At 43.2% G+C, this 17895-nt stretch carries 13 protein-coding genes and 7 tRNA genes; 5 read left to right on the forward strand and 15 right to left on the reverse strand.

Translation table 11 applies throughout. From position 1 onward, the window contains the following. Window positions 1-244 precede the first annotated feature (244 nt). Genes MKZ09_RS26740 through MKZ09_RS26750 form a run of 3 tightly spaced genes read right to left on the reverse strand, consistent with a single transcriptional unit; the run spans window position 245 to window position 4547 of the window. Entirely contained in the window at window positions 245-2386 is a 2142-nt protein-coding gene (locus MKZ09_RS26740; protein WP_081394321.1) for a CocE/NonD family hydrolase, read from the reverse strand. A gap of 11 nt (window positions 2387-2397) precedes the next feature. Then, window positions 2398-3558, reverse strand: a complete 1161-nt coding sequence (locus MKZ09_RS26745; protein WP_076206464.1) for a dipeptidase — start codon at window positions 3556-3558, stop codon at window positions 2398-2400. 14 nt (window positions 3559-3572) lie between these two features. Further along, the gene (locus MKZ09_RS26750; RefSeq protein WP_076206466.1) at window positions 3573-4547 is read right to left on the reverse strand and encodes an ornithine cyclodeaminase family protein; all 975 of its coding nucleotides are present in this window, start codon (window positions 4545-4547) and stop codon (window positions 3573-3575) included. Window positions 4548-4729: 182 nt separating this feature from the next. On the opposite strand from MKZ09_RS26750, the gene MKZ09_RS26755 reads away from it, so the two are divergent. From MKZ09_RS26755 to MKZ09_RS26765, 3 genes are all read left to right on the forward strand, one after another. After that, a complete protein-coding gene (locus MKZ09_RS26755) occupies window positions 4730-5665 on the forward strand; it encodes an aldo/keto reductase (protein WP_076137440.1) in 936 nt (311 codons plus the stop codon). 522 nt (window positions 5666-6187) lie between these two features. Then, the gene (gene fabV / locus MKZ09_RS26760; protein WP_036687496.1) at window positions 6188-7378 is read left to right on the forward strand and encodes an enoyl-ACP reductase FabV; all 1191 of its coding nucleotides are present in this window, start codon (window positions 6188-6190) and stop codon (window positions 7376-7378) included. A gap of 162 nt (window positions 7379-7540) precedes the next feature. Beyond that, the gene (locus MKZ09_RS26765; RefSeq protein ID WP_038573011.1) at window positions 7541-8461 is read left to right on the forward strand and encodes an aldo/keto reductase; all 921 of its coding nucleotides are present in this window, start codon (window positions 7541-7543) and stop codon (window positions 8459-8461) included. Window positions 8462-8671: 210 nt separating this feature from the next. On the opposite strand, the gene MKZ09_RS26770 is transcribed toward MKZ09_RS26765, so the two are convergent. Both MKZ09_RS26770 and MKZ09_RS26775 read right to left on the reverse strand, forming a co-directional pair. Then, window positions 8672-9454: a hypothetical protein gene (locus tag MKZ09_RS26770; RefSeq protein WP_076206468.1), complete on the reverse strand. Its 783-nt coding sequence runs from the start codon at window positions 9452-9454 to the stop codon at window positions 8672-8674. Continuing rightward, complete coding sequence (locus MKZ09_RS26775) at window positions 9451-10392, reverse strand: ABC transporter ATP-binding protein (RefSeq protein ID WP_179089596.1); 942 nt, start codon at window positions 10390-10392, stop codon at window positions 9451-9453. Before MKZ09_RS26775 ends, MKZ09_RS26770 begins: the two co-directional genes overlap by 4 nt. A gap of 156 nt (window positions 10393-10548) precedes the next feature. Between MKZ09_RS26775 and MKZ09_RS26780 the strand changes: the two genes are divergently transcribed. Continuing rightward, window positions 10549-11286 (forward strand): LytR/AlgR family response regulator transcription factor, encoded by a 738-nt coding sequence (locus tag MKZ09_RS26780; protein ID WP_076206472.1) that lies wholly within the window; start codon window positions 10549-10551, stop codon window positions 11284-11286. Continuing rightward, on the forward strand, window positions 11279-12559 hold the full coding sequence (locus MKZ09_RS26785) for a sensor histidine kinase (RefSeq protein ID WP_076206474.1): 1281 nt from the start codon (window positions 11279-11281) through the stop codon (window positions 12557-12559). The genes MKZ09_RS26780 and MKZ09_RS26785 overlap by 8 nt, the downstream gene beginning before the upstream one ends. A 215-nt stretch (window positions 12560-12774) precedes the next feature. On the opposite strand, the gene MKZ09_RS26790 is transcribed toward MKZ09_RS26785, so the two are convergent. The 10 genes from MKZ09_RS26790 to MKZ09_RS26835 all read right to left on the reverse strand — a co-directional run bounded on the left by MKZ09_RS26790 (window position 12775) and on the right by MKZ09_RS26835 (window position 17875). Next, a complete protein-coding gene (locus MKZ09_RS26790) occupies window positions 12775-13782 on the reverse strand; it encodes a FecCD family ABC transporter permease (RefSeq protein ID WP_076206476.1) in 1008 nt (335 codons plus the stop codon). Further along, a complete protein-coding gene (locus MKZ09_RS26795; RefSeq protein ID WP_081389104.1) occupies window positions 13779-14828 on the reverse strand; it encodes a FecCD family ABC transporter permease in 1050 nt (349 codons plus the stop codon). Before MKZ09_RS26795 ends, MKZ09_RS26790 begins: the two co-directional genes overlap by 4 nt. Next, the gene (locus MKZ09_RS26800; RefSeq protein WP_256719244.1) at window positions 14815-16809 is read right to left on the reverse strand and encodes an AraC family transcriptional regulator; all 1995 of its coding nucleotides are present in this window, start codon (window positions 16807-16809) and stop codon (window positions 14815-14817) included. Before MKZ09_RS26800 ends, MKZ09_RS26795 begins: the two co-directional genes overlap by 14 nt. A 335-nt stretch (window positions 16810-17144) precedes the next feature. Then, window positions 17145-17226 (reverse strand) — tRNA-Leu (locus tag MKZ09_RS26805). Window positions 17227-17245: 19 nt separating this feature from the next. Beyond that, window positions 17246-17322 (reverse strand) — tRNA-Arg (locus tag MKZ09_RS26810). Window positions 17323-17332: 10 nt separating this feature from the next. After that, window positions 17333-17407, reverse strand: a tRNA-Gly gene (locus tag MKZ09_RS26815). 36 nt (window positions 17408-17443) lie between these two features. Beyond that, window positions 17444-17516, reverse strand: a tRNA-Lys gene (locus MKZ09_RS26820). 14 nt (window positions 17517-17530) lie between these two features. Beyond that, window positions 17531-17608: transfer RNA gene (locus tag MKZ09_RS26825), tRNA-Asp, on the reverse strand. Window positions 17609-17633: 25 nt separating this feature from the next. After that, window positions 17634-17710, reverse strand: a tRNA-Met gene (locus MKZ09_RS26830). 89 nt (window positions 17711-17799) lie between these two features. After that, window positions 17800-17875, reverse strand: a tRNA-Val gene (locus MKZ09_RS26835). Window positions 17876-17895: the final 20 nt, after the last annotated feature.

A 17895-nucleotide genomic window follows, 5' to 3' on the forward strand; every position in this document is an offset into this window, starting at 1 on the left:
CGACCAGAATCCTAAGAATTTCAGGGATAAATTCCCTAATCGCTCTATAAGTGTTTTACTTTTCGCTTCTATTGAAGCATAAGTTCATTCTTCACTTTTTGTTTCACCTAGGCCTCACTCGGTGTTCACTTGGTGCTCTCTCGGTACACCACTTGAAGCATCATTGCTCATCAAATGCAGCTTCAGCTTCAAGTGTTAATTCCCTTTACCTTTGTTAAGCACCTTCTTCGTATTAAAATCACATTTAAGCGTTAGGAACCACCGGCAGCTTCACATGGCTCGGATACTCACGATTATGGTAAACAGTCTGCAGCACAGTAATCGCTTCTGAATCTTCATACGGATTACTTCCTGTATTTGTATTAGGGAAAGCAACGAATTTACTGGACGAAGTAATCGAGAACCGAATTCGGTGTCCCACAGCAAATCTATGGGCAATATTCGGCATGAAAATATCATATTTCTCCACCTGCCCAGGAATCAACAGCTCAGGCGCTTCCAATCCATGACGGTATTTAGCTCTGACAATATAATTGGATAACCGGATAGAGTCCCCTTGTTCATTCACATCACTAAGCGTAACTACCCAATCCGTGTCTTTGCCCGTGCTGGCAGCATAGATAACCGCAGACAATTCTCCAGCCACAGTCAGCTCATCCGTCAGAATCTCACTAGTGTAGACAAGGATATCATTGCGTAGCTCGTATTTTCGCAAATTCTCTGGCTCTCGTTCACCACTATCATTCATAGGATCATGAGGATTATAGAGATAAGTATCTTCAGGAGAATGTTCTTCAGGAGAATGTTCTTCAGGCGCCGCTAGCAGTTGACCATCCCCATGTCCTGAATTCGCTCGCCCACCACTGGAAAGATAGAAGGAAGAAGTTGTGGCTTCAGCAGGTGTCCAATCCGCAGACGTTCTCCACTTATTTTCACCAACAACATAATAAGAGGCTCTAGGCTCCTGATCTATTCCATTTGGAATGCCCTTGAGGAAGCGGTCGAACCAGCGCAGCACAGAAACATCGTAATCATAGACTACGGCATCATTGCCGAAGCTCACACCTTCATAGTCTCTGGCTCTGTTAGGCCCGTGCTCCCAAGCGCCCAGACGGATTTTGCGATTAGGCACATCATGTTCTGTCAGCATTCTCCAAGTCTCCGATACGCCGGCGCTATCGCCGTCATACCAGCCTGAGATAACATACATAGGCACCTGCACCTGATCACCGCGCTCGGTAAAAGTACAGTTTTTCCAGAAATCATCATACTCCGGATGCTGGCTCCACAGATCCCAAGGACCTGATGTTTTGCCAATCATTTGCTGAGGGATCTCTCTAATCGGTCTTGCATCAACAGCTGCTTCCGGATTCACCGTAATGCCTCCAAAGATATCAAAATCCGTCCGAGTACCCACAGATTGAGCAAGAGTCCAAGAGAGCAACGGCCAAGAACAAAGAGTTCCCCCTTTGCGAACGGTATCAACAAATGGAGAGCCTACATTCACTTCATCCACAACCGCCTTCAGATTCGGGTGCCCACTGGTGGCCGCCGCCACAACAACAAAACCTAGATAGGATGCGCCCCACATGCCGACGTTGCCATCCGACCATTCCTGAGCAATAATCCAGTCAATCGTATCATAGCCGTCCTCCCGTTCATTATAAAAAGGAAGCAGTTCTCCTTCCGAATCCGCCCGACCTCTAACATCCTGCGATACTACTGCATAACCTTTATTGGCCCATCTCATAAAAATCTCTTTTTTTCCGTTGCGGTCATAACATGTTCTTACGAGAATAGTCGGCAACTTAGTTCCCGGCTTAATACCCTCTGGTAAAAAAACATCTGTGGCCAGCTTCACCCCATCGCGCATCGGAATCAGATCAGTGCCCAGATCGTTTACACCATATTCTGCCTTAGATAGAAGAGGATCATCGTAGACCACTAACGGAGTCAGCTTCTCATAACCAGCTTTAACCATAAGCTCAATACCATACCGATTCGGCGTTAAAAAAGCGATAATCTCCCCGTCCAAAGTCACAATGTCCAGAGCCGTCTCTTTGCGCAGCGCCCATACTTGTGAGGTCAGTTCGCGGCCTTCAATCTGCGCCTGATACTGAATATGCTTTTGATAGATATCGCCATTACTCAGCACTACCTCGTCTTCTGCCCATTCTGCTTTAGCATAAGCATCCAAATGTTTGTGGATTTTTTGAAGCGGGAGTACGGTCTTGAACTGTCCATCCAGCACATTGTCCTGCATTTGCGTTCTTCTGCGCGGATCGACCTTAGCGAGCATGATCTGTTGCTCTGTAAAATGAATTTTGCCTGTATAAACACCAGAAAAGTAGACGTTAAATGTAGTTGTGTGTAAGTAGGTTGTCATCTGTTGATCCCCTATCCGCAAATTTCTTCAAATACGCGCAGCCAGTTGCCGCCCATGATCTTAGCAATATCTGCATCCGCATAACCGCGGGCAACCAAACCTCTAGTAAAGTTAATAAAATAACTATATTTCTCAAGTCCAGCAACGGTTTCTGTAGAAGGTCCGTCTCCTTTGGCAAATCCAAGCTTGGGTGCGATATGTTCTTTAAAATAAACCAATGACCAGAGTACATCGCTCATCGGCCAATCGGTTCCAATTCCGACATGATCCACGCCTACAAGCCGGATTACATATTCGATATGATCCAGCACATGGTCAATAGTTGTATGTTTAGGATCTTCATGAACAAACCAAGGCATAGCAAAAATACCAATAACTCCACCCGTCTTGGCTATCGCGATAATCTCCTCATCACTTTTACAGCGCATATGCGGATAGATCGCCTCTACACCCGTATGTGAAGCAATCACCGGAGTTGTGGAATAAGCGCAGGCATCTAACGTAGTCTGTTTCCCGCAATGCCCCGTATCTACAATGATTCCCAGCTTGTTCAAGCGTGCAATGAATCTTTTTCCGAAATTAGTGACACCGGCATTCGATTGTTCTGCGCAGCCCGCCCCAACCTGGTTCTGATTGTTATAGGTCAATTGTAGAATTCTTAATCCGAAGTTATAAAGTACATCTAATTGATCAAGATTCGTGCCCAGACCATCCGTTTCTTGTGCTGTGATAATGCCCGCCTTATGACCATTACGCTTGGCAGCGCGTATGTCTTCGGCAGTTAAGGCTTTGATTAACCAATCTGCAGAATCGAATTGCAGCTGCACCTCTGCCATGCTTGTAATGATGCTGTCTAAGGTTTCCAAATGAAGTTCGCGGTTCCCTGCTGTAATTCCGGACTTGTACCACTCTTCCTTATACTCAGGGATCTCTCCGCTCGCAGATAGCTTTGTGATGATTTTTGCAGGCATACTGCTGTATACCATTGGCTCATCTTTATAAGGCTCACATAATTCTTTGATTCTGTCAGAGATAGAGTCTGGAATCGCGCTTGGAGATAAGGGCCCTTGAAACAGCAAATCGATAATAATGTTCTGTTCATGCAAGCGTTTAGCCCGCTCCTCCTCTTGCTCCGTCAACTTGAAATCATACAGACCTTCATAAGTGCTCATCGTGTAGTCGCTCCTTAGAATGCAATTTCAGTGCCTTTATGTAATCTAACAGCTTCACTATATATAAAATTAGCTGCTGCTAAATCCTCTATAGCCAGCCCTAATCCTTTAAAAAGAGTAATGTCAGCTGCGGACCTTCTGCCCTCGATAGTGCCGCTGATCAGCTCGCCAATCTCCCCGACAATATGATCTGCTGTGATTTTGCCTTCGTTCAGCGGGATTAAATAATCCCCAGATTCATTCTGAGCGGATTCCAGCCGATCTACATATAACTTAGCTAATTGGACGGTCTCCGAATCCAGTTCACGATCATTGGGTCTACATGCGCCGACAGCATTGATATGTACACCCGGTTTCAGCCATTCTCCCTTGAGCACAGGTTCGGTGGATGCTGTCACGGTACAAATGATATCCGCTGCGCTGACTGCCGTTTGAACTGTCTCAGCAACAATGATCTGCACATCATATTTTTGGCTCATCTCCATTTGGAAATCCTGCGCCTTTGCGAGTGTCCTGCTCCATACTTTTACCTCACGGATGGGTCGAACCCGCAACATCGCTTCCAGATGACTTTTTGCTTGTTCCCCAGTTCCAAGAAGAGCAAGGATTTCAGCATCCTCTCTGGCCAGATATCGGGTTGCTGCTGCACTGACTGCCGCCGTACGAATGGCTGTAATCTTTTGTCCATCCACTATAGCTTTCAGAACACCCGTAGATGAATCGAATAGGGTAACAAGACCTTGATGAGAAGGCAGGCCTGAACCATGATTGCTGGGAAATACACTGATGATTTTGGCACCAGCTACCTCTTCATGCTGCAAATAACCCGGCATTAAACCGAGCAGATTGCTCTTTTGTAAAGGAAGCACTTGTCTTAAGCTTTGTACGGCTTGTCCAGCGGACAGAGCCTTCAAAACAGATTCCATAACGGAGATGCAAGATTCCATAGCTAACAGTTCGGCCACTTCATTTTGATTAATGACTAGCATAAGACGGACCTCCTTCTCCTCATCATGATTGCACGAACGCAAATATAAAATTTTCTTACTATCATAACTTATCCGGTTTAAATATTCATGTATAAAGCTGGAAGGCAAAATTTGTCCTGACCTCAGTTATTCTCTATACTTAATATAGTACGTATTATATTTTAAGGAGCTGACTATTGATTATGGCTAATAAAATAACTTTAGGAAAAACCAATCTGCAGGTTCTCCCACTGGGTCTGGGTGCCAATGCTGTTGGCGGGCATAATTTATTTCCGGGTTTAAATGATGAAACCGGCAGAAATATTGTGCGCAGCGCTCTGGATCATGGGATTAATTTTATTGATTCCGCCTTTATTTATGGACCAGGAAGATCCGAGGAACTGATTGGCGAAGTGCTGAAGGAAAGAGGCGGCCGCGACAATGTGGTCATTGCTACTAAAGGCGCTCACGTGATTACCGGTGACAAGATTACACTCGACAACTCTCCAGCTTTTCTAAGACAGTCTGTGGAAGACAGCTTGAAACGCCTCCAGACCGATTATATTGATCTTTACTATATTCATTTTCCTGATGAAAGCACACCTAAGGACGAAGCTGTAGGTGAACTTCAGAAGCTGAAGGATGAAGGGAAGATTAGAGCGATCGGGGTGTCTAACTTCTCCATTGATCAGCTGAAAGAAGCCAACAAAGACGGTCATGTGGATGTTCTTCAATCCCATTACAATCTGCTGCATCGTGATGCGGAACTAGATTTGCTCCCTTATACGCAGGAACACGGCATTTCTTTCGTGCCCTATTTCCCACTTGCGTCGGGCCTGCTGGGCGGCAAATATAAGCAAGGCGATACATTCAGCGACATTAGAAAAAATGATCCGCTATTTCAAGGGGAGACCTTTGCCAAGAATCTGGAGAAGGTGGACAAGGTTCGTCAGATTGCCAATGCCAAAGGTGTCGAAGTCGCACATGTCGTACTTGCCTGGTATTTGACCGTACCTTCCATCGATGCGCTTATTCCGGGTGCCAAACGTCCTGAGCAGATCGTTTCCAACTTAGAGACGCTGAAGGTGCAGCTGACACCTGAAGAGATCAAAACTATAGATTCCATATTTAAGGCGTAATCTAGCCTCATTATATTAAGGGGTTGTCCCATGGCCACGAAATGGCTGCTGGGGCAGCCCCTTTTCTGCTTTGGTTCATCGGATGATTCGGATTAGTTAGTTGGATTGCCACGATTCGTAAGATTCGTCATTTGTTCGTTTTATTTCCTTCGTACGTTCTTCGATCGACCTATCCCAGCTCCCCGCACAATCCCCTATCGGACATAGTTGACCCGTAACGCAGCATTATTGCACATTTGGAATTCCAACGGACCTCATAGCCTCTATTGGCACGAAATACACCTAATATGAACCTTTTTCTAAGCAATAACGTCTCTGGGGTCCGAAACCCTGCTGAAAAGGCGATAAATTTGCATATAAAGTCATCTGGGTCCGTAAGCGACAGCGGATGGCAGTCGATCGTAGTGGAGAGCAGTCATTCTTCTCCAATATCCTAAATTCTTTGTATTAGTAAATATTGTTTGCTATACTTTCTCTGAAGTAACATTGGACTTTAATTATTATAAAAAGGGGAATTCCTTGATGATTATTCAACCTAAAACTCGCGGATTTATATGTACAACAGCCCATCCAGAGGGATGCGCCAAACAAATACAACAACAAATTGAATATGTAAAAGCACAAAAGAAAATTGAGGGACCCGCTAATGTACTAGTCATTGGTGCTTCTACCGGATACGGACTAGCTTCCAGAATTTCAGCCGCTTTCGGTGCTGGAGCCAACACTATTGGTGTTTTCTTTGATAAAGCTGCTGAAGGTCAACGTACAGCTTCTGCTGGCTGGTACAACTCCGCAGCTTTTGAACAACAAGCAGCGCAGCTTGGACTTAAATCTCACAGCATAGTTGGCGATGCCTTCTCCGATGCTATCAAAGAAAAGACCATTGAATTGATTAAAGCTGAATATGGCACAGTTGATTTAGTTGTCTATAGTGTCGCTTCACCACGCCGCACTCATCCGGTAACAGGAGAAACCTTCTCCTCTGTCATTAAACCGGTGGGAACCGCTTATTCGAACAAAACCTTGAACTTCCACACAGGTGAAGTTTCCATGACCACTATTGAGCCTGCTTCAGAAGAGGAAGTACGTCAGACCATCGCAGTTATGGGCGGCGAAGACTGGAGAATGTGGATCGATCAGCTTCAAGCAGCTGGCGTGCTTGCCGATGGAGCTACAACCGTTGCTTACTCCTACATCGGGCCTGAAATCACTCACCCTATCTATCGCGACGGAACGATTGGTCAAGCCAAACATGATCTGGAACAAACAGCGATCCAACTGAATGATCGCCTGTCCACTCAAGGTGGACGTGCTTTTGTTTCCGTGAACAAAGCTCTGGTAACCCAATCCAGCTCCGCGATTCCTGTAGTCCCTCTTTATATCTCTGCATTGTATGAAGTAATGAAGGAAAAAGGGCTGCACGAGAACTGTATTGAACAAATGTACCGTTTATTCTCTGAGCATCTTTACAGTGGGGGCGAAGCTACTGCTGACGGAGGCTGCTTGATCCGAATTGATGACTGGGAAATGCGTGAGGATGTTCAGACTGAGGTTATGAAACGTTGGGACGAGCTGACAACCGACAATGCAGGTGAGCTTGCTGATCTTGAAGGCTACCGCCAAGATTTCTTTAACCTGTTTGGTTTTAGAACAGAGGGTGTAGACTACGAAGCTGACATTGATCCTAATGTCGACATTCCAAATATGTATTAATAACTGATCTATAGATAAATGAGGTTGTCTCTGAAGTAGTGAATTCTACTGATGAGATAACCTCTTTCTCTTTTAGATAGACATTGGCTTACCTCCCCTCTTTATGATATGGTTTGATTGAATACTGCATGTTCTACTAACATTCGAAGGAGTGAGTCACTTTTGGTTAAAAAAATTAGTGTAGCAAACGGCGCACTTGAGGTGTCACAAATTTCGCTTGGCTGTATGCGGATTGCTGATTTATCTGCAAAAGAAGCAGATACACATGTACATAGTGCCCTCGAGCTCGGAATAGACTTTTTTGACCACGCCGACATCTACGCAGCTGGCAAAGCCGAGGAAGTATTCGCAGGTGTACTGGAGAACAATCCGGGTATGCGTGATAAAATGATGATCCAAACCAAATGCGGAATCCGCAACGGTTTTTTTGATTTCTCCAAGGAACATATCCTGCAATCCGTGGAAGGCAGCCTTAAGCGCTTGAAAACAGACTATATCGACGTCCTCCTGCTTCACCGTCCCGATACGCTGTTCGAGCCAGAAGAAGTCGCTGAGGCTTTTGATATTCTGGAAAGCAAAGGTATGGTCAAACACTTTGGTGTCAGTAACCAGAACCCGTTGCAAATCGAGCTGCTGAAGAAAAATGTAAAGCAACCGTTGCTGTTCAACCAGCTGCAATTGAGTATTATGGTCACTGGCATGATTGATACAGGTTTCAATGTGAATATGACTAACTCCGGTTCAGTTGTTCATGATGGCGGGATTTTGGAGTACAGTCGCCTGCATGACATGACCATTCAGCCTTGGTCGCCTTTCCAATATGGCTTCTTTGAAGGCGTATTCTTAGACAACGATAAGTTCCCTGAATTGAACGAGGTCATTAACCGCTTAGCAGCAGAAAAAGACGTAACCAATACAGCTATTGCCATCGCATGGATTCTCAGACATCCGGCAAATATGCAGCCTGTCGTTGGCACAACTAATACACAGCGCTTGCGTGATATTGCCAAAGCTTCCGATATAACTCTCACTCGGCAAGAATGGTATGAAATCTACCGTGCTGCCGGCAATGTCCTTCCATAAACACCTAAAGCCACGAGGTACGTTATTAACGTACGCCGTGGCTTTTTTACCAGAGAGCGATTCAATCCTCACATTCTAATTAAACTAGATAGACAGCGTCAAGATATTCGTATACTCACAAAAAGAACACAAAAAATAATAACTACTACCGAAATACTTAAGATCATAGTGATTCTTTTGTTATCCTTTTTCATAATCCATCCTTCCTTTCTATAGATGCACATCTCTCTTTTCAAAAGAAATTAAAGCAACGCTCAAGCAAACTCCTATGATTACAACAGGGATTAGGATCATACGAACACTCTCGTTTAGGGTATATATTTCATGTGAATTTACAGCAGAGAATTTAAAAATTTGCGTCGTTAGCGTATTTTCAGAAATCACTCGCAGATATACATACGAAGAGTCTTTAAGATAACCACTGAGCAGAAAATCGCCAAATACAAAAACAAACGTGGCAATGACAGCAGTAGCCGATTTTTTCATCAATACTCCTAACAACAGCACGACAGCGGAATAAGCTGCGAGATACAAAATATTGAATCCAATAGCCCCCATCGCAACGATAAACTTCCCCTGTAAGCTTTCATCTCCGATATGGGAACCCGTAACAAGCGCTGCCAGCATATACAATACATAAAAAAGACCGAAAAATTCAATTACCCACCATACAACAACTATTAATTCGGTCAGATATTTTCCCAGTAAATATAATGACCTGCTCTGACCCGAAGCGATAATGCTTTGAACCGACCCATACTCAAATCCCTCTGTAGTAAAAAAACAAACGTAAATCGGAATGATGAAATACAGAAAAAAAGATAACTGAATGCTAGTGATTAAAGGCTCTAAAGGACCATCTATATCAAATCCTACTTGTACCCCCATCCAAACCAGTAATAAAGCACTTCCAAACAGCAAAAGAAGACTTATCCCCTTGAACATGGGATCCTTGGTTACATAATAAGCTTCAGCCTTAAGAAAATTCCTCATTCGTTACCTCCAGCAATTAGATCCATATAATAGTTCTCAAGATTTGGAGCCGACAGGTTAATCCCTTCAATATGGATGCCCCGCTTTAGAAAAAAAGACATCAGCTCTTCCAGATTTGTACTCTCTTTAGGAATTTGAATTTCTCCAGCTTCGGTGATCGTAATGGTTTCTAGTTGGAGTTCACTTTTTAAAATCTGAAGTGTAGCTGCGGGATCAGCCGTTCGAATACAGATCTTAGTTTCCGCCGTATGCAAGAGTTCTTCCGCAGAAGCTTCTTTGATTAACCTTCCTTTATGAATAAAACCGTATTGGGTCGCTAGTAGCTGTAACTCACTTAAAATATGACTGGAGATTAGTATAGTCACTCCTTGTTCTTTAGATAGCTTCTCCAGGATCTTTCGCACTTCTACAATGCCTGACGGATCAAGACCATTAATAGGCTCGTCCAATACCAGAAATTTTGGATCGTTAAGTAGAGCAATAGCCAGACCTAAACGTTGTTTCATCCCAAGGGAGTATTCTGAGGTTAGCTTAGAACCGGCATCTGCCAGAGAAACTACCTGCAATACTTCTGCCATTCTGCTCTTATCCTTAATCCCAAACGCATGGCAATAAAACGTAAGATTTTGCTTCGCATTTAGATTAGGATAAAGCGCTGGCCTTTCAATTAGAAATCCAACCTTTCGCCTTGCCTCGTGAACAGCTTTTGTGTCCTTTTTTTCAAAAAGAGAGATTTCACCGTGTGTCGGATGTACCAATCCGCCTATTATTTTCATTAATGTAGTTTTACCTGCCCCATTTTCGCCAACAAACCCATAAATATCTCCTACCCCTATCGTCATATAGACATCCTGAAGTGCAAAAGACTCTCCGTATTGTTTGCTTAAACCTTTGGCCTCAAAGATCGTTTGCGTCAAATCAAACACTCCTCTTTTCACTTTTCCACATCCTAACATGTTGCCATGAACTCTACATTCAAACTGTAACAATCAAGTTAGTTAATGTAATTATTAAGAAGGATTTGTATAATGTGACTTATATGGTCGACAAATTCCCGGATATTTTGGACAATTCTTGTCGAAAGGAATGATAAAGTGATACGTATTGCTGTCTGTGATGATGACTTTCCCACTACTGAATTAATAGAGAGACTTATTCTGGAGACTCAAAGGAATTTCACAAGGAAAATAGAGGTGTCAATCTTTTATTCCGGAGAAAGCTTCACTAAGGCCATTCAAGAGGCCTGCACATTTGATATTATTTTTATGGACATTGAAATGGCGGGTATGGATGGAATAAAAGCTGGGTATGTACTGCGGGGAAATGATGAAAATGATCTAGTGCAGCTTATCTATGTCTCTAGTCATGATGAATATCATCTGCAACTCTTCGATGTTCAGCCCTCGGGATTTATCAAGAAACCTATCGATTCAGAGATATTTAAGCAAAAACTGATTTCTACGATTGAAAAAGTAATTCGCAAATTACAGCAAGGCAAAAAAAACTTCTTATCACTACAGCAAAAAGGAAAAGAAATTCTAATCCCCTATCGAAATATCATCTATCTGGAAAGCAACCGGCGGAGAATTATTCTTTATTCCTGCAACGATCAACTCGGCTACTACAGTACACTAAACGAGGAAGAGCAGAGGCTTCCTGTGAGCGATTTTGTCCGAATCCATCAATCCTACATCGTTAACTTTTACTTTATTAAAGAAATCAGTAACCAGGGAGTAATTCTCCTAAATGGCGAAGCCTTACCTATCAGTGCAAAATACAGTGCCGATTTTAAGAAAAAATATCTGAAATTCAGGGGGAGTCTTGTTGGATAATATCTTTCTGGAGGAGTTATTTTATCTAGTAACGCTTCCACTTTTACCTATCATCATTCATTACTTCTACTGCCATTGTTTCGTTAGCCGACTTACCACCAAAGCCAATCTTGTTATCGTGTACTCCCTATATTTCCTCTGTATTGTCTTTCTGCACTATAGCTCACTGCCAGGCTCAATCCTACTCACACTCAATATTGGCCTGATTGCTCTCTTATCTTTTTTTTACAATGGAAATATCAAATGGCGGATCGTTGCCGCTCTTTTTCTGGTTGCGCTTATTACGCTTAGTGAGTTATCACTGCCCCTATTTTACTCGACAAAGGGATATATTCTGAACCAGTTTCTTTCCAAGCTGCTGATGTTTATATTAGCTTTTGTATCCGTGCGCGTAGCTAAAGCCTTTGGAAATGGCGGGTTATCTAAATGGTATTGGGTTCTATTATTTATTTGCCCTTCTATAAGCACACTAGGGATCTACAGCTTCGCATCCAGCCTTTATATGCAGTCCTTCCCTACCCTTGTTCCAATCCTGTCCACAGGACTACTCATTATAAATTTATTGATATTTATCTTATGCGACCGTATGTTAGTTATCCAATCTGCGCAGAACCAAAGTTACTTACTTGAGCAACAAAATGCTTACTATGTAAATCAATATCTTTTGACAAAAGAAATACAGGAAGAATCTTTTAAGTTCCAGCATGATATTAAAAATATTCTCATAGGTTTACGCGCAAAAGTGCAATCTGGTGAAGATGCCAATCTAAATGAGTTGGACAACTTACTGGGGCAAATAGACAACCCAATAGGCGTTAGCAATAGCGGGAATACGATTATTGATTCCATTATCAACTACAAGCAGCAGGTCGCTGAGAAGCATCAAATCCCCTTCAAGTTAGACTTGAACATCCCTGCACAGCTGACGCTCGACACCACAGTTATCAGTGTGATTTTAGGAAATGCACTGGACAATGCCGTTGAAGCTTGTTCCGATAAAAGAAATGAAGAGCGCTATATAACCATACATATGCATTATCTTAATGAAAGCTTGTTCATCCGGATTCAGAATCCTTATGTGAATGAAATTCATACGAATCGTTTTGGCGACATCTGCTCCACAAAAACTAATAAATCCGGTCATGGTATAGGCTTAAAAAGTATCCAGAAGGTCGTAGAGGATAGTAATGGCTTAGTAGATATTTCATATAACAATAATCTATTTCAAGTCGAAATTGTTCTTTTTATGGTCGCCTGTAAAAAAAGGATTTAGAAGCTTATCATAAGCCTCATCATAAACCCAAGTGATTCCTTCATCTTTACTGGTCCTTCCTTTCTATTAAAGATAGGAGAAAGGGATTTTTTAAATTTATCAAACTTTTCTGGAATTTAATAAGCTCTGAAAATGAAAAAGGTCTATAAAGTCGCTTATTAAGCAATTTTATAGACCTTTTTAGTATACGTTGAGAGGCTCGAACCTATCGATATTTATTTTGAACGCATCAATAGATATAGGAAGTAAGGCACACTCAGCATTGTTACAATAATTCCTGCGGGAATATCTGACTTAAAGCTGACCGTTCGAGCAATTGTATCCGCTACAAGCAGCAATAGCGCACCAATAAGCGCTGAAGTAGGTAGAAGCACTTTGTAGTCGTGACCTACCAGCTTACGAGCCACATGCGGACTAATCAATCCAATAAAGAAGATCGAGCCCCCGAGCGCTACACAGCCAGAAGCTATGCCTACAGCCGCAATCGCCAGGCGCAAAAATTTCTTCTTTACAGCGACTCCTAATCCTATCGAAATTTCGTTGCCTAGCACCAAGACGTTCAATGTCCTGAAATTAGAAAGAATATATGCGAATAGCAGCAATACCCAAGGTGCCAACAAGCTGATATAAGACCACTTGTCCCCCCATAAATATCCTGCTTGCCAACGCTGCGCAAACTCATACTTCTGGTCATCAAGCTTTAAAGTCAGGAATAGCGACAGCGCACTAAACCCCATATTGATTGCAACACCAGTCAAGACAAGTCGTGTAGAAGAAATCATACGACGTTTTCTATAGGCTAGAACATAGATCAGAGCTGCTGCCAGCAGACCACCTAAGAATGCCATAGACGGCAGTAATAATGTTATAGCGGCGCCTTGAATGCTTACCGTTGAGATAATCAGCAACACCATAAGACCTGAACCTGAGCTAATACCAAGCATGCCGGGATCAGCCAGATCATTGCGCAGCAATGCCTGCATAACTGCACCTGCCAGTGCCATCCCAAATCCAACAAGTATCGCTAATACGATCCGAGGAAGACGAAACTTATAAACGACGAGATTATGCTCCTCTGGACCTTTTCCAAGCAATACTTGAAATACTTCAAGTGGATTGAGGGACACCTTTCCCATATTAAGACTAAGAATAGCTCCTGCAATAAGCAAGATTATGAGAGATAGAATCCATATTGTAGCCTTATGCGATTTAACAACATTCATTTGAAGGCTCTCCTCTCTTTGCTCGCAATTAGCAAGAAGAAAGGAACACCAATCATTGCAAAAATAATACCAAGTGCTGTCTCTGCCGGACGATTAATCAGCCTTCCTGCGATATCCGCTACAACCATGAGTGCGCCGCCGTAAATGGCTGATGCCGGAATAATATAACGATAATCTACACCTACAAAAAAACGCATAATATGCGGAATAATCAACCCTACAAAGCCGATTGGCCCTACAAGTGCAACAGCTACACCCGCTAGTAAAAGGACCGCAAGCGTAGCTATCATCTTAACGAGAACGATCCGTTGCCCGAATCCTTTCGCGATCTCTTCCCCCAAGTTTAAAACAGTGATAGAGCGTGCAATGAATAGTGACAAAGCTAGTCCACCTAAGAACCAAGGTATAACTAGCTTAATTTCCACCCATGTTGCTCCAGCCACACTACCCGAAGTCCAATAAGCAAGGGCACGACCAATTCCATAGTTTAATGAGATAAATGATCCCACAGCTCCAAATAGCATTGTAATTGATATTCCAGCTAGCACCAGTCGTTGAGGTGTCATTCCTGAACGATTCAATGAAGCGGCAAGATACGTTAATCCTGCACCAAGTCCTGCGCCAATAAAGCTAACCAGCAAGGTTGTTGTCTGCAGTTGCCCTGGAAGAAAAACTAGTGTAACGGCCATTGCAAGTGCTGCTCCTGCATTTACTCCCATTAATCCGGAATCTGCTAAGGGATTTCGCGTATAGCCCTGCATAACCGCTCCTGCTACCGCGAGACACATACCCGCAATAATATCAGCTGCTGTACGCGGAATTCGAAGGGCATGAATAATCTGATGCTCGGTCAGTTCAGGATTAAAATTAAAAATCGCTGTCCATGCCATCTTCAGGCTCATGGAAGCAGAGCCAAATGAGATAGAAGCTGCTACTGAAAGCAGCAGCAGCAGTATCCCTAGGAGTAGAAATAGACCAAAATACGATTTCCCTCTTAAATCAGGGATAACGGTTGTTCTACCATCTAGCTTTCTATTTTTTTTCATACGCTGACACTAGCTTCTCAACTACAAAATCTAGCTGCTTATCAAGAGAGTAGATATCGGAATAATATGAAAAATCAAACCCAATTTCGATCAATCTACCTTCTTTGATTGCTGGAATGCTGTTCCATATTGGATTGTCCGACAAATCATCAGCCCCATCCCATACAGAACGGAACACGAAGTCACCTATATACTCAGGTAACACCTCTAAGGAAACAAACCCTCCAGTAGCCTTCTCTCTGCCATCAATCTTTTTCTGAAGAATCTCTGGTGCTTTTAGCCCTAAATATTCATAAATGATCTGAGAGCCCCTTCCATAAAGCTTGCTATCGATCACCGCCATCTCTTTTTTGCCGCCTTCGATAATGGTTACTGTCTTATCCAAAATTCCAAGTTCATCAAGCTGCTGCTTGCTCTTCTCCAACTTCTCGTGGAAATTATCTAGTAGAGCTTGTGCCTCCTGCTCCTTGCCAAATACCTCGCCAATCTTCATTACACGTTCATCCGTCGCCATTTTTTCATAAGGAATTGGAACGGTTGGTGCAATATCCTTAAGGATTTCGTAAGTTTCTTCTGAAGCAGCTATGATCAAGTCCGGCTTTACTGCCATAATAGCCTCTGGATTAGGCTCATACCATGAACCTAGATCTTCAATCCCCCCAAGCTCTTCTGCAAAGGCCGCTCCTTCAAAGACACTCGAAGTCCCTACTGGCTTAATGCCGAGGGCCACAAGATCCCCTTGAAGGTATAACACGACAACCCTCTTTGGATTAGCTGGAACAACAATATCTCCCTTTATTGTAGAGATAGTTCTTGTCTGAGCCTCCTTATTGGCATTGTCAGCTGCAGTTGAATTATTTGCTGGTGATGATGTAACTTCAGAAGCTTTGGATCCATTAGAATTTGTGACATTAGAACCAACACTTGCAGATCCACATGCACTTAATAGCAAGGTAAAGCTAAGCAGCATCGCTACAATAAAACTTGACGTCTTTGTTAATCTCATAGGTGAAGACCCTCCGGTTATTTCATTATGGTAATAGTAATGATAATGATTATCATACTCAATAACATTATATCGGGAGGATATGTGCTCGCCAATGGAGAATTTGGCGGTGGTAAATGGACGATTGTCCGATGAGCTCACCTGCCTGCTTTCCTTGCGGAACCGGATGGGAGATTGACCATTGTATTTACTGAACATGCGACTGAAGTAATATACATCGTTATATCCAACTTCTTCTGCAATATCGCGAAGTGGAGCATCGGTACATCGTAATAGCTCTTCTGCATGTTTAAGCCGGAATCGTATCAAATATTCAATCAAGCTAAACCCTGTCTCCCCTTTAAAGCGGGTTGATAAATGACGAGGGCTATAATTAAATTGCTCCGCTATAGATTCTAGTGATAAATTATGACGATAATGCTCCTCAATATAACGGACAACCTGCCCAATGACATCCGGTTGCCTGAGGTTAATTCCATCCTTTGTAAACTGCTTTAATAATTCATGTATAAACTGATAGAACAAGCCTTTAACTTGAATTCTTTCCAATTGGCTTCCTTGTGCCCAAAGTTGTTCCATTGCCATTAGTTGATAGTGCAGTGGTAATGGCTCCAAAGACTCGAAGCTATACTGCATCCGAAATGGATTGCTGCGTTCTAAAAGTCTTGCTAAATCCTTTCTTCCTGGCAAGGAGGCTCTATAGAATAATAAATAGTATTCAAACAGCTTCCCTGTCTCTATACTTAGTCTCATGCCCTTGCCACCATGCACAATAAAGTGACGGTCTGCGTCGTAATCTATGCCGTTGAGATTCAAGCTGGCCGTCCCCCGCACACAGTAGATAAATCCGCATGCTGGTAATATATAGCCTTGCAGATTGTCCCCAGGCTCCATCACAGCATGTCGAATATCAAGTACTTTAACAGCAGCATAATTCCATGCGAAAATATGATCTTCCAGCTTCATCTTTGCCATACACTCCGATCTGCTCCACAATCTATTTGAATTAATTATATTCCACAACAATGATAATGATTATCAATTAGTATTAGGTAGTTCCTCTATTTTGTCAATCGCTGTTTAGTATCATGCTTGCTTATAGCTTCGAAGTGGAGCTTCCTCAGGAATGCCTCTATCTCATTCACATATCCTCTTACATTAATCATTCTCGGTACAACTAAGTACAATTTCTTATTCACAACTGAAGGATGTATCAAAAGTTTTCCGGCACAGGCATGAACGGAATTGTAAAAAAACAAACAAAAAAGTTCATCAGATATAGTATCTAATGAACTTTGAGTTGATTTAGTTGGTACCGGTGAGAGGACTCGAACCTCCACGGTTTCCCTCTCGATTTTGAGTCGAGCGCGTCTGCCATTCCGCCACACCGGCAAAGTATTAAGTTAAAATATGGCGCGCCCTGAGAGATTCGAACTCCCGGCCTTTTGATTCGTAGTCAAACGCTCTATCCAGCTGAGCTAAGGGCGCAAAATTTATATGGAGCGGACGACGGGAATCGAACCCGCGACCCTCGCCTTGGCAAGGCGATGCTCTACCGCTGAGCCACGTCCGCACACGGTATGTATTGATGTCCGACTCACTAAAGAAGTGAGCCATGAAGGACTCGAACCTTCGACACCCTGATTAAAAGTCAGGTGCTCTACCAACTGAGCTAATGGCTCATAAAGCAAGAAAATGGCGGAACCGACGGGATTCGAACCCGCGGTCTCCTGCGTGACAGGCAGGCATGTTAGGCCAACTACACCACGGTTCCAGAAGAATAATTGCTTAATGAAAATTGGTTGCGGGGGCAGGATTTGAACCTGCGACCTTCGGGTTATGAGCCCGACGAGCTACCGGGCTGCTCCACCCCGCGTCAGTAAAAAAGTATTAATTCCCTTGGATTCCCCGGAAAGTATCCGGAATCCTCAGTGAAGCATTAACTTCACTTTTGGGGATGTGTTATGGTGGAGGCTGAGGGGATCGAACCCCCGACCCTCTGCTTGTAAGGCAGATGCTCTCCCAGCTGAGCTAAGCCTCCATGTAAAGAAGCAACTTAAT

The organism is Paenibacillus sp. FSL R5-0908 (genome assembly GCF_038006245.1).
GTDB lineage: Bacteria > Bacillota > Bacilli > Paenibacillales > Paenibacillaceae > Paenibacillus_AQ > Paenibacillus_AQ odorifer.

Bases quoted from the DNA above. Each gene is read 5' to 3' on its own strand.
- MKZ09_RS26740 (WP_081394321.1), bottom strand. From the start codon at position 2,386: ATGACAACCTACTTACACACAACTACATTTAACGTCTACTTTTCTGGT.
- MKZ09_RS26745 (WP_076206464.1), bottom strand. From the start codon at position 3,558: ATGAGCACTTATGAAGGTCTGTATGATTTCAAGTTGACGGAGCAAGAG.
- MKZ09_RS26750 (WP_076206466.1), bottom strand. From the start codon at position 4,547: ATGCTAGTCATTAATCAAAATGAAGTGGCCGAACTGTTAGCTATGGAA.
- MKZ09_RS26755 (WP_076137440.1), top strand. From the start codon at position 4,730: ATGGCTAATAAAATAACTTTAGGAAAAACCAATCTGCAGGTTCTCCCA.
- fabV (WP_036687496.1), top strand. From the start codon at position 6,188: ATGATTATTCAACCTAAAACTCGCGGATTTATATGTACAACAGCCCAT.
- MKZ09_RS26770 (WP_076206468.1), bottom strand. From the start codon at position 9,454: ATGAGGAATTTTCTTAAGGCTGAAGCTTATTATGTAACCAAGGATCCC.
- MKZ09_RS26790 (WP_076206476.1), bottom strand. From the start codon at position 13,782: ATGAATGTTGTTAAATCGCATAAGGCTACAATATGGATTCTATCTCTC.
- MKZ09_RS26795 (WP_081389104.1), bottom strand. From the start codon at position 14,828: ATGAAAAAAAATAGAAAGCTAGATGGTAGAACAACCGTTATCCCTGAT.
- MKZ09_RS26800 (WP_256719244.1), bottom strand. From the start codon at position 16,809: ATGGCAAAGATGAAGCTGGAAGATCATATTTTCGCATGGAATTATGCT.